At 32.3% G+C, this 13010-nt stretch carries 12 protein-coding genes; 9 read left to right on the top strand and 3 right to left on the bottom strand.

What is annotated here, in order from left to right; all coding sequences use genetic code 11:
- Nucleotides 1-33: 33 nt before the first annotated feature.
- Genes J7Q78_RS03945 through J7Q78_RS03930 form a run of 4 tightly spaced genes read left to right on the top strand, consistent with a single transcriptional unit; the run spans nt 34 to nt 4108 of the window.
- Nucleotides 34-1461, top strand: coding sequence for a lipopolysaccharide biosynthesis protein (locus tag J7Q78_RS03945; RefSeq protein ID WP_208422412.1), 1428 nt, complete (start codon nt 34-36; stop codon nt 1459-1461).
- Nucleotides 1462-1495: 34 nt separating this feature from the next.
- Complete coding sequence (gene wecB, locus J7Q78_RS03940) at nt 1496-2629, top strand: non-hydrolyzing UDP-N-acetylglucosamine 2-epimerase (protein WP_208422411.1); 1134 nt, start codon at nt 1496-1498, stop codon at nt 2627-2629.
- 38 nt (nt 2630-2667) lie between these two features.
- Nucleotides 2668-3705 carry a glycosyltransferase family 4 protein gene (locus tag J7Q78_RS03935; RefSeq protein WP_208422410.1) on the top strand — a complete coding sequence of 346 codons (1038 nt, stop codon included), beginning with the start codon at nt 2668-2670 and terminating at the stop codon, nt 3703-3705.
- Nucleotides 3698-4108, top strand: a complete 411-nt coding sequence (locus J7Q78_RS03930; protein ID WP_208422409.1) for a transcriptional regulator, SarA/Rot family — start codon at nt 3698-3700, stop codon at nt 4106-4108. The genes J7Q78_RS03935 and J7Q78_RS03930 overlap by 8 nt, the downstream gene beginning before the upstream one ends.
- A gap of 97 nt (nt 4109-4205) precedes the next feature.
- On the opposite strand, the gene J7Q78_RS10125 is transcribed toward J7Q78_RS03930, so the two are convergent.
- From J7Q78_RS10125 to J7Q78_RS03920, 3 genes are all read right to left on the bottom strand, one after another.
- Nucleotides 4206-4295, bottom strand: coding sequence for an IS3 family transposase (locus tag J7Q78_RS10125; protein WP_407929556.1), 90 nt, complete (start codon nt 4293-4295; stop codon nt 4206-4208).
- A gap of 1139 nt (nt 4296-5434) precedes the next feature.
- Nucleotides 5435-6190 carry a trypsin-like serine peptidase gene (locus J7Q78_RS03925; protein ID WP_235688044.1) on the bottom strand — a complete coding sequence of 252 codons (756 nt, stop codon included), beginning with the start codon at nt 6188-6190 and terminating at the stop codon, nt 5435-5437.
- 1037 nt (nt 6191-7227) lie between these two features.
- Nucleotides 7228-8136: a LysR family transcriptional regulator gene (locus J7Q78_RS03920; protein ID WP_208422408.1), complete on the bottom strand. Its 909-nt coding sequence runs from the start codon at nt 8134-8136 to the stop codon at nt 7228-7230.
- Between the two features lie 166 nt (nt 8137-8302).
- Between J7Q78_RS03920 and J7Q78_RS03915 the strand changes: the two genes are divergently transcribed.
- The 5 genes from J7Q78_RS03915 (at nt 8303) to J7Q78_RS03895 (ending at nt 12204) form a co-directional block, all read left to right on the top strand.
- The gene (locus J7Q78_RS03915) at nt 8303-9430 is read left to right on the top strand and encodes a PrpF domain-containing protein (RefSeq protein ID WP_208422407.1); all 1128 of its coding nucleotides are present in this window, start codon (nt 8303-8305) and stop codon (nt 9428-9430) included.
- Nucleotides 9431-9454: 24 nt separating this feature from the next.
- Nucleotides 9455-9958: a YbhB/YbcL family Raf kinase inhibitor-like protein gene (locus J7Q78_RS03910; RefSeq protein ID WP_208422406.1), complete on the top strand. Its 504-nt coding sequence runs from the start codon at nt 9455-9457 to the stop codon at nt 9956-9958.
- Nucleotides 9955-10887 carry a DMT family transporter gene (locus J7Q78_RS03905; protein ID WP_208422405.1) on the top strand — a complete coding sequence of 311 codons (933 nt, stop codon included), beginning with the start codon at nt 9955-9957 and terminating at the stop codon, nt 10885-10887. The genes J7Q78_RS03910 and J7Q78_RS03905 overlap by 4 nt, the downstream gene beginning before the upstream one ends.
- Nucleotides 10888-10934: 47 nt before the next feature.
- Nucleotides 10935-11702, top strand: a complete 768-nt coding sequence (locus J7Q78_RS03900) for a sulfite exporter TauE/SafE family protein (protein ID WP_208422404.1) — start codon at nt 10935-10937, stop codon at nt 11700-11702.
- Between the two features lie 313 nt (nt 11703-12015).
- Nucleotides 12016-12204 (top strand): hypothetical protein, encoded by a 189-nt coding sequence (locus tag J7Q78_RS03895; RefSeq protein ID WP_208422403.1) that lies wholly within the window; start codon nt 12016-12018, stop codon nt 12202-12204.
- Nucleotides 12205-13010 lie beyond the last annotated feature (806 nt).

Genomic DNA, 13010 nt, shown 5'->3' with positions numbered 1-13010 from the left:
CCAAAGTATTTAATACAGAAAGTAGCGAAATAATTGACTAAAGAAAACAGTATTTTAAACAAGTTTCTATCTATTTCAATAGGCAGTTTCATTGCGATGGGCATTGGCTTTATAAGTACACCAATTACAACCCGGCTAATTTCGCCTACTCAATTTGGTAAGATGACACTATTTTTACTCGTTATTGATATCGTGACGACCATTGTAATGATTGGTTCAGATCAAAGTTTTATGCGGTTTTTTTATGAGGAAGATGTGCAGGCTCGAGCAATTTTGTTACGTAAATGTTTGGCATTGCCCATCATAATTTTTGTGGGATTGTCTATCGTAACATTAGCTAATTATCAGATGATATCGCAATTACTATTTTCTGAAGTAAGTTTGGATTTAGTTGTTTTGCTTTTAATTTATACGCTATTAAGGATAGTCAGCACATTCTCTTCTTTGACAATTAGAATGCAGCAAAAAGGAAAATTATTTTCCCTCGTACAGGTCCTAAATAAGTTATTAGAATTGATTGGTATTCTTTTTTTTACAAAACTGTTAGGCAATGACTTTCGTAGCATTATTTATGCTCAAATTAACTTTATGGTCATTGTAACTATTATTTCAATCATTATAGAGTACCGTTTTTGGTTTCCGAAAGGGGAAAAAGTTGAAACCTTAAAGACAACAACTATTGAGCGCATAAAGTATGGTTGGCCGCTAATGATAACTGCTTTAATGACGTTGTTTTTTCAATCAACGGATCGAATTATTATTAAACAATATTCTACTTATAGTGAGTTGGGGTTATATGCTGCGGCTTTCAAAGTGATTGCCATTTTAAATATGTTACAAATCAATTTTACAACTTTTTGGACACCTTTAAGTTATGAAACATTTCAAACCGATACTAATAATACTCAGTTTTTTGAAAAGATGTTTGAGGTAGTCGCTTTCTTTGCCCTATTAATCGGCGTTATGGTTCTAATGTTTAAAGATATTATCATCTTTTTATTAGGCTCTGAATACCATAACAGTGTCCAGATAATGCCATTTCTAGTTTTAATCCCAGTGATGTTTACGCCATCTGAAATAACAGTCAGCGGATTGAATTTCTATAAAAAAACATACTTGCAAGTAGTAATCGCTGGTTTTGTCTGTTTAATTAATTTAATAGGAAATATATTATTAGTACCCAAAATTGGGGCAACTGGGGCTGCAATGTCAACGGGCATTTCTTATATTATTTGGTTTATTTTAAGGACCTATTTTTCAAGCCGCTTTTTTAAGGCCAATTATGCTGTAAGAAATTTTTTGATTTGTTCAATACTGTTGACAAGTTATGCTGGCTATTTAACCTTTAATAAAAATTTTTGGGTGTCAGAGAGCTTCGGTTTACTACTAGTGATCGTTATATTAATCATATATCGAGAGACAGTAGGTAACTTTTTAAAACGAGTAAATTTCCTAAAATAAGGATTTATAAATGGATTAGAAAGAAGTTTTTTTAATGAATAAAATTAAGGTTATGTCAATCTTTGGTACCAGACCAGAGGCAATCAAAATGGCACCGCTCGCGATAGAATTAAAAAATAGTAAAGCATTTGAATCAATCATTGTTGTTACCGCACAACATCGTGAAATGTTAGATCAGGTTTTAACAGCATTTAAGATTGTACCCGATTATGATTTAAACATAATGAAAAAAAATCAAGGGTTAAGTGCGATAACTAATGAAGTTATGCACCTACTGGATGATGTTATTAAACAGGAAGTCCCCGATATTATTTTAGTTCATGGCGATACAACGACCACTTTAGCGGCTAGTTTAAGTGCTTTTTATCATCAAGTAACGATTGGGCATGTTGAGGCGGGCTTAAGGACTTGGCAAAAGTATGATCCTTATCCCGAAGAGATGAATCGGCAGTTAACCGATATTTTAACGGATCTATATTTTGTCCCAACTGAACAAAGTAAAAAGAATTTATTTCTAGAAAAACATGATTCAGCGCATATTTTTGTGACGGGAAATACGGCTATTGATGCATTAAAACAGACCGTTACTACTAATTATCATCATGAAATACTCGATAAGTTAGACAGTCGTAAAAAGATGATATTGGTAACGATGCATCGACGGGAGAATCAAGGCGCCCCAATGAAACGTGTATTTAATGAGTTGCGCGCCATTGCAGATCGTCGAACAGATATCGAGTTTGTGTTTCCTGTACATTTAAATCCAGTCATTCAAACATTGTCAAACGAAATTCTGGGGAATCATCCTAGAATCCATTTGATCGAACCGTTAAACGTGATTGACTTTCATAATATAGCTGCCCAAAGTTACTTTATAATGACCGATTCTGGTGGCGTTCAAGAAGAAGCCCCTTCCCTGGGCAAGCCAGTGTTAGTTTTAAGAGAGACAACAGAAAGACCTGAAGGTGTCGAGGCGGGGACTCTAAAATTAGTTGGGACGCATCCAGATACTATTCGAGCAGCAGTTTATGAGTTGTTAGATGATGAACAGCTTTATCGGGAAATGGCAACTGCTAAAAATCCGTACGGTGACGGGAACGCTTCGCAACGAATTGCAAACGCAATTATTGACTATTTTGATACAAAAAATTCGATCAATGAAGTATAAATAGTCGCCAATAATACGTAGAAAGTGTAGGAAATGCAATGAATATTTTAATGGTCGGTCCGGATTCGAATGCTAAAGGCGGGATGGCAACCGTTATTAAGAACTTTAAAGAATACTATTCTGGTCCTAATAAGATATTTTATTTGAATTCCTGGACAGAAAATAATGCCAAAGTAACGGGGTTAAAAGCAATATTCACCATTCGAAAAATGATTCGTCAAAATAAAATAGAGATTGTTCATTTCCATGTGGCACAAAACGGTAGCTTCTTCCGGAAAGTATTACTTGCTAAACTAGTGCCCCAAAAAGTAAAAATTATTTTTCATATGCATGCCTCACAGTTTGATGTATTTTACGACCATGCGGCTAAACCACTAAAAATTTGGATTAAAAAAAGGCTAGATTATGTAGACTACATTGTTGCATTAAGTGATGAATGGGAAACATTTTATACTGCAATAACCAAAACTAAAATTAAAGTTATAGAAAACGCCGTTAACGTTCCCGAAAGTGTTAACTATAATGTTAATTCTAACCAGATTATTACACTTGGTAGATTGGGTCAACGTAAAGGAACCTACGATATATTGAAAATTGCAGGGGTCATGCAAGATAAGTTTCCAGAGATAAAATTTATTTTATACGGGGATGGTGAGATTACTGAAGTAAGCCATAAAATCAAACAGCTCGGATTAGTTAACGTTAAAATAGGTGGTTGGTTAAACGGTAATGATCGCAAAGTAGCTATCAAAAACAGTTTAATCCATGTATTGCCGTCTTACCATGAAGGGCTACCAATGGCGGTCCTGGAAACGATGGCGTATGGGGTTCCGAATATCACTACGAATATTGGCGGGATGCCACAAGTTATAAAAAATCACGCTAATGGTATTTTGCTATCACCAGGTGATACTAGCGCGCTAGAACATGAACTAACTAACCTATTGAAGAAACGTTATATTTTAAAAACTTATTCAAAATCAGCGGCGGATACAATAAAAAAAGAGTATTCATTAAGTACTTATTTTAAAAAGTGGAATAATTTGTATATTCAAGGAGTAACTTTAAATGAATGAAAAACGAAGCTCGTTAGTCGAATGGAGTAATGCAGCGCGCCAACTGTTAAATGAACTGGAAAATATTGTTCAAAAAGTTGGCTTAACTTGGGGAACGTTTGTAATCTTACATCAGTTATATGGTAAAGAGTACTTAACTCCCGAACAATTTTCTCAATTTGATCAAATTTCTAGGCCAGCCATTTCAAGAAAATTGAATATGTTACAATCGCAAAATTTTATACAGAAATTAAGAAATAACGAAAAAGATCAAAGGAAGGTCAGAATTTATATAACAGAAATGGGAAAATTGAACTATTTATCAGCTATAGAAAGTTTATCTAAATTAGATAAAACAATCGATAAAACAAATATTGCTCAATTAAACTCAATAGTAGTAAAATGCAGAAACTTAAGGGTGTGATCTCGGCATAAAACAGATTAATAGAAATAACTAAATTTTGAATGTCTCCCAATATTAGTCCAAAATGAAGGGTTCCAAAAAAGTTAGTCATTTAATATTATATAGTGAGGGTTTGATTCCTAATTTCAACTGGGGATAAGCCCTCACTTTTTCGTGCTATTCGAATATTATTAAACCGTGAGAATATCTACTAAAGCGTTATACAGAGTCTTCAACAGAATTAAACTCATGATGTCATACGAATTCACGTTTTACTAAACTAAAGAAGCTTTCCATAGAGGCATACTTTGAGTCAAGCTATTTTGACACGAGCGCTTTTGATAATCTGGTAACTTGATTACTGTGTAGGGTAGCGTTAGTATTACTTGGCAATTTAATAAGTAATTGATCGATACAGGCACTTACTTAATACATGCTTGTTAAAATTCGAATATCGTATGCTGCTAATACCTCTTTACTGTACTAATTGATTATTGCTGCCAAATAGACTTTAATTTCTAGTAAATTAATCTGAGTAACATCAGTGGTTGAAAACGGCTGTTGAACTATAAAATTGGTCTTGTGGTCACCCGATTCTACAAAGTCTCGACGAACAATATTAATTTTAATAATACCTTGTTCATTCTTGAATGAAACGCTTGCTTTTTTTATGATTTCTTGTCAATAAATTCTTTCTTATTTTGGAGGCAGACATTTGCTTTTTTCTTTTTTGTTGTCCGATTTTCTTGTGAATTTAAAGTATCATATTCACCGTTATCAAAATTTTTTCTGTCATTGATAAATGGAACCAGATACTATTCTAAATTTTGCAACAGTTGTATGAAAGCTTAAATTATTTAATACCTTATATTCAATTATATATAGGCTTTGACCTGTTAGGAGGGATTCTATAGCATAAAGCTTTACTCGATAGCTTCAACTTTTAATAACACTTCGGTCAATATCATACTTTTTTCAAGTTTTCGGAAGCCGGTCGTATTAGTTAGACATTCGGGTACAATGGTTTTTTTAATTTAAAAGAATATTTAGACATAAAAAAGAACTCCAATTCGGTTAGATTTTGTCTAACTTTCATGGAGACCTTCATTTTATTCCAATATGGGGGACTTCAGTTCTTTATTTTACTCTATGGATAAGTAATATCACTTTTTAAAGGTTTAAATGAATAGATACCTAATTAAAGTTTCCTTTCATTTCGGCCGACATTCATGAGCTAAATTTTTAATCAATATTACAACTGCTTTTAGTTAGGAAAGCCAAATTCTCGAATAGTTTCAGTGGTATTCATTTACCTTGTATCAACAATTGCATAAATATTAATTGCACTTACAATAAGTAATTAGAAATAAATTGATAATATTCATCATTAATTTTTGTCCCAAAATTATAAATTCCTGCTCCAGTAGTGTGTACTGCAATAACTTCATTATTAGAGTTATAGACTGGGGACCCAGATTGCCCACCCATAGTATCCATATCATAATATACTCGAGTTTTAGTTTCTCTTAATATTGAACCTTTAGCTGCCCACATTGTTCCCCATTGCTTATCTCCTGGAAAGCCGGACGTCGTAAGTGTCTCCCCAATAGTAGCTGAGTTAGTCAATTTTAAAGGTAGCGAGGGAACGACTTCGCCAATACCCTTGTTATTCAGCGGCTTAATTGTTAATACAGCTATATCACTATCAACGCTAGGTTTTTCAACGTATGATTGTGGGATATGCACAGATTCAATTTTAAATTTGCCATAAGGTATTTTTGAACCATTTCTACCGGGAACCACATAAATACTATCTTTATCTGGATTAACTCTTATATTTTTAACAACATGGGCTGCAGTTAACACAGTATTTTTTCCTATAACAGCTCCACTTCCAGCTGCTCCATCGGCAGCAATAAAAACTGTACTATTATAAGGAGCTAAAGTTGTATCGGTTATTCTCACACGCTCATCTTTACCAATTATTGAACGTACTTGAGAATTATTTGAATCTGATATAGAAGCATTAACGCTCGTAGTACTTAACATGAGGGAAGCTGACAGTAAAAATGGTACGCTTAAAGTAAACAAAAGTTTTTTCACTTGTATCACTCCTTTATTATTATAATTATATTTTAACAATGTACACAACTTAATCCAATAAATATGCTGTTAACCTATAACTTAAATTTGTTCGATATTATAACGCTAATAAATCTTGTTCAAAGTAAAACTTAATAGTATTTCATCAGGTCGAATAAATAAAAAAATTAAAGTTTGAATATACCTATTGAATGACTTTTTTCATTGATTAGTTAGCAAGTTGGATTGTGGGGAATGACTGTCTGAGGTAAATAAGTAATTTAAATAGAAATGTTAGCACATAAATATTATGAGAAGTGCGGGCTATAATGTGATTTGTTAAGTGACGACAATATCAAAATTTTTAGGTAATCGTATGAACTTATTCTAATATTAAAACCACAAAATCACCGGCATAAAAGTGTAAAAATAAATTCAGCATTGGCTGACTCAGACTTTATTTTATTACCAATTAAAAAATTCAGATTAAATTTTTATTTTTTTATAGAGATATTTTTATACAATCTATCTTGATTATTACTAATAGAGGAGTAATAGCGCCTAACATAAAGATAAATCTGCACCGCAAGCATTATTATATTGAAAAAAGTTTCTTCAAGTAAGTTCACTTGATAGATGTAGCCGTTAATAACATTTTCAACAAACCATACTTTTTTTAATTTTTCTGAAACTAATTGTATAGCATTCGGATACAACGGCTTTCTTTAATTCAAAAGATTATTTAGATCTAAAAAGGGGAGCCAAGTAAGTTAGGTTTTATATAACTCACTTGGCTCCCCTTTATTTTCTTCCAAAGCATGAGGTTCACTCCACATCGCAATGACAGACTTCTTTTATTGCTTTAGTGTCAATACTCTATTTATAGGAGAAACTAGAGAAAATAAGTAAAGATTGACATTTTTACCAAACACGATAGATAAACTATATAAAAGTCGAACAGACTCGTTAACCATTTCTAGAACGTAGAGGCAGTTAAATTAAATTCTAAAAAATAAAGATGTCTTCTATATTGGGTATATACTTCCTATAAGTAAAATTTAATTTATCTCTGACAATATTTTAGGAAACGAATTTACTTGAGCATGCTCCTTTGTGTGGTTTACCAAATTTTTCAAAAAATGTATTACCTCTAATTCAGATTCGGGCACCTTGTTATCCCTATTAAATAAAGCATAAAAATAAGAGTATTTATCTAGCGAATCGCAGCTCCTTAATACAGTATCTGTTCTTGGTCCCAAGAACAAAAATGGCAAAATAGTAATATTATCACTGTTTGCAATTGTAGTCTTAAGTGTTTGTAAATCTTCGACTACTATTACGTTTTGTTCTGCCTTCCTTAAATTATTCTTCTTTAGAAACTTATGAACCATTCTTGCTTGTGCTGATTTTTGGTTCAAAGTTATAAAGTTCATATTGTCTAATTTATTTATACTTTTACAGTTCAGGAATTTTTTATTACTACTTGCACCACATAGGTAGTTACGGTCTTTTAAAAGTAAGTAGCTATGACGTCTAAAATTATATGGACTATTAGCTTCAATAATAGCAATATCAAAAGTCTGCTTAGAGTTAAAAGGATCTTCATCAGTTAAAATTCTAAAATTAACGGGTGCACTCGAATTAATGAGCCCAGGTACAACGTAAGCATAGATTGGATTTGAAGATAATATTGTATAGTTATTTTGTTTTTTTAAAAAATTGTCTTCTATTTCATTTATATTTTGTTTAATTTTACGCGCAGAAAGTAAGAATAATTTGCCAGATGGGGTCAAAGTAATTTCTCTTTTTCCGGGATATCTTTCAATTAGCCTTATTCCAAGTTCGCTTTCTAAACGTTGTAATGATTTTGTTAGCGATGACTGCGATAAAAATAAATTATCGGCAGCTGAGCTAATTGATCCTGATTTTTCAATGGTTATGAAATTTAATATATCTTGTAACAGCATTACAAAGCTCTCCTTTTTATTTTGGAGTGATAGAAACTACGATTGTGTATCAAGGTAACTCATTTAATATATTCCCTAAAGGAATATTTAATCTTCCCAAAGACTATTTTATACTTTTTTTCACCTGCAGTATGCTATATAAGTGGAATCTGAGAGGAGGAGAAATATGACTGATAAGACAGAGGTCTCAATTGTACGTGGAGGAACTAGCAAAGGCGTATATATATTAAAAAAAGATTTGCCTGAGGAAATAGAAGAAAGAGATCAAAGAATTTTGAAGATATTTGGAAGTCCTGATATTAGACAAATAGATGGGTTAGGTGGTGCAGATATATTAACTAGTAAAGTGGCTATCATATCAAAGTCTACAGACAATAATGCAGATATTGACTACTTGTTTGGCCAAGTAAGTATTGATACTGCATATATCGACTATAAAGGAAACTGTGGAAATATTTCTGCTGGAGTAGGCGTATATGCAATCCATAAAGGATTGGTTGCTGCTATGGAACCGATAACCACAATTAGAGTAAGAATGGTTAATACAGATAAAATTTTAACTATACGGGTTCCAGTTTCGGAAAGGGAACCTCAGGCATTGGGCAACTATAAGATAGATGGTGTTCCAGGAACTGGTGCAAAAATCAGCTTAGATTGGTCAGATTTTGGTGGAGAACGAACTGGTAATATATTACCTACCAAAAATCCTTTAGACACAATAGAGATTGAAGGAAAAGTATATCATATTAGTATCATAGACGCTGGTAATTTGGTTCTATTCTTAGAAGGCACAGAATTAGGTTTAACTGGTACTGAGTCCTTGAGTGAACTTTCGGAAAACAAAGAATTACTTCTTAAACTTGAAAAACTGCGAGGAGTGGTTTGCTATAAATTAGGACTATCTTCAAGCCCAAATTTAGCCAAAAAACAATCACCATTAACACCTTTAGTATCTCTAATTAATCAATCATGTAGTTACGAGGCAATAAATGGTGGCAAAATTTTAAAACAAGACACAGATGTCGTATCTAGAGTAGTTGTTATGGGGGCATTCCACAAAGCACATCCTGTTTCTGGTACTATCGCTCTCGGAACTGCTTCTCGTATAGATGGAACTGTGGTAAATAATAATTGTAAAAATACTACTAGAGAAGTTATCTCTATCGGGCATCCGAGTGGAATAATCGAAGCTAAAATACGTGTTACAAAAAAAGAAAAAAAGTTTAAATTAGATGAAGCAGAAGTATATCGAACTGCTAGAGTAATTATGGATGGTTTCGTCTATACAAATTAAGTAAAAATTAGAAAGGAAGTAATTATGAAAGTATTTGTCCCGCAAGACTCAAACAATTATCTACCTAACAAATACACTAAACATGCTTTAGAATCTGATCTTTATCAGGATTATCCTGTCGTGTCTTTTCCCATTAATATTGCAGAAATACCTGAAAATACAGAGTCATTAGCGCTTAGTTTCATTGATTATGATTCTATACCAGTATGTGGTTTTGCATGGATTCATTGGTGTGCCTGTAACATTCCAGTCAATGAAAATATTCCAGAAGATATTAGTAGGTTCGGTAATATAATCCAAGGGAAAAATAGTTTTTGTACTGGTTATGAAGATATAGATGATATAAATATAATTGAAAGATACGTTGGACCAATGCCACCCGATACGACACATAAATATACTTTGACTGTATATGCTCTAGATACAAAACTAAACATGCCCCACGGTTACTTTTTAAATGATTTTTATAAAAAAATTGGTAAACATGTGTTAGCTGAGGGACAGTGTGAGGTCTCAGTGAAGAAATGAAAAAGTTTAAAAGCTTACAAATTATTATAGCGTTAATCTTGTTTAGCTCTATGGAAGTTGCATTAAAAATTGCTGGTACTACTTTTAACCCCATCCAGCTTAATTTTTGGAGATTTTTTATTGGTGGTATTTGTTTGGCACCTTTTGCTTTTAAAGAGCGTTCAAAAATCAGGCTTAAGCGTGTTCTTTCCCTTGCCCTCACTACAGGATTTATTTGTGTAGTGTTAAGCATGGGATTCTATCAAATAGCTATTGAAAATGCCAAGGCTTATATAATCGCAATTCTTCTAAGTATCAACCCTATTTTTAGTATTATGATTCAATATCTTTTATTTAAAGTGAAAATCCCTAAAAGTGGAGTTATTACGTCTTTTATTACGATTATTGGGACTTTAATTATTATACTACCAGTTAATAGCAACTCAATTAAGGGTATTTTGTATGGCATCGTCTCGTCAGTTTTATTTGGTTTATATAGTGTACTGGCTAATAAGTATGCATTGTCAGTTAACATTTCGGGAATAGCATTTACTAGTTTTACATTTGTTTGCGGTGCGTTAGAATTGGCTTTTTTAATATTGATTAGTCATTTTTCAGTAATCAATCGCTTATTACTTGATCAACCAGTTTTTTATAAAATTCCTTTTTTATACAATATTAATTTAAAGTCATTACCAATTTTAATTTATACTGGGGTTTTTGTAACAGGTATTGCCTTAAGCCTATTTATGAAAGTGTTACAAGATTTCGGAGTTGAATCTGCGGCACTAATATTTTATTTAAAACCTGTCGTATCACCTTTAATCGCCTTTCTAATATTGAACGAAACTATTACTAGAAATAGTCTATACGGTATATTAGTTATACTACTGGGCACTTTAATTACTCTCTACAATGAACATAGAATTTCAAAATTGTATTTGCACTGAAAATTGGATCTTTGAAACAATATATCGTTAACAAGGAGGGCCACTAAATGATGATTGTTCTATATGGTTTAGTTATTGGGATATTTACTTCCTTGCTTGGAGGCGGAGGAGCAGCATTATATTTAGGTGTCTTAACAACAAAATTAGGTCTTCCAATAAATATTGCCGTGCCAACTTCTTTATTAATAGCCATTCCACCGCTTTTTTTTGGGTTTTTAATTCAGAAAAAAAATAAGAATGTTCAAATTGAATTGGGAAATAGAATGATTATAGCTGCGATACCTGGGATAATTATTGGTACTATTTTTAGCAAGTATATATCAATCGCTGTATATAACTTAGTAGTGGGTGTCTTAATCTTAATTATGGGTTTAATCATTTTAATTAAATTTCTAAAGGATTTAAGATCTACAGAAAATCGTCATATTTCATTAGAAAACTTAAACCATAAAAGTTTTTTTGTTATCCTCTTATCTGGGCTACTTAGCGGGATAATGGTCGGCACTGGAGGCATGAGTGGTGGTGCAACAGTTGTTGCTGGATTAACAGTTGTCGGAACACCTGCACTAGAAGCTACAGGTACGTCTACTTATATACTTTGTATTATGTCAATAATTGGTTTATTAGCTCATTTATTTACAAGCACTATTAATTGGCATGTTGGGGTAGCACTAATTATTGGAGCCATCATAGGAAACTTGATTACGCCAATTACATTAAAGAAGCTAAATTTTGAAAAAGTAAATTATGTATTAACACCTATCTTAGCAGTGACCATCATTTATTTTGGTATAAGTATGATTATTTCAAAATAGTCTAAAAATCCTTTATATTTTTAACTATGTCAAAAATAAATCCTAAATATAATAATATTCGTCACATGAAGGATAGATTTGACGTTATCAGAGTTATAAAAAAATATACTATCCCTTTTTGCAACAGCTATTAACTTGGGAGAACTGTTGATCAATACATGTTTAGTTGTGCATGCCGTTAGGGTTGATAGAGTAATAAGTAATTCTGTTGATACACTAAAATCAAGTGATACCACCAATATTTCAACAACAAATTTTAACAAAAAAACTTCAGTAACAGATGACTACGAAAATCTTGATGAAGTAATTAGAAATGAACAATCAAACTTTTTCAGATTGTTATCCACTTAAGTTATTTTCTTCTGGAAGAATAAGCCAAGGTGAATTTCCTGGTTTTTGTAGTTCTTGGATCGGGTTTATTAACCCTGAAATTCATGCTAATGATGGTATGAAAATAACGGATGATGAGGTACTGGCTGCAAATGAATTCAGATTTAACTAGCTCGACTGATATAGAGCAAACACTGGATATTAACTATGCTAATTCTAATAGCGTAACAACGTTAGCATCGCATACTGCTGGAGTAAATATGACAACTAAAACAGAAATGAGATTCCGAACCGCTACTGATTTACGTAGTTTTGCTCATGTCGCGCTACTACATGGTTATGATAGTAACTACTGTCATAGATAAATATTCCAACTGTAGTCAAAACGATGTCTCTAAATATTAAACCTATAGCAGTCACTAAATAATATAATATTGTTAGGGTAATTTAAAGATGTTGCCGTAAAGTGGGTCATTAATATTAGATAAAATTTTAATATCAATGACTCGCATTTTGGTCACCAAAATACCCAATGATTAAGGGATCCACTTTAATCACTGGGTTTTAAGTTAGCCACTAAATCTTTTTACAGAATATAGTTCAAGTATCTTATTAAAGAACAAGCTTTAATAAGATACTTGAACTATAAGGATTTTATACGTTTACTATTGCAGACTAAAGGTCACAACTTAAGAGTTGCGGTCTTTCTATTTCTTAGCTATTTTACCCCATTGATTAATGGAATGCAAGTTTAATTTATATAATTTTCTCTACCGCAAATATTACTGAAAAACTGTTTTATAAGGGTCGATAGCCTGTTTTAAAGAAATTATTCTTATCTCCGAAAAGAAAATATTGTGTGTGCTACACAACGATAAATTTAACGGACCACAACTCTTGAGTTGTGACCCTTATTTAGAAATAGGTGAATGTAAATATGATATCATTCGTACATTTAAACGGATATAAAAAACGTTA

The sequence above is a fragment of the Latilactobacillus fragifolii genome (genome assembly GCF_905332535.1).
GTDB lineage: Bacteria > Bacillota > Bacilli > Lactobacillales > Lactobacillaceae > Latilactobacillus > Latilactobacillus fragifolii.
Note: the sequence above shows the minus strand (reverse complement) of the source record. Positions and strands in the feature narration are given on the sequence as shown.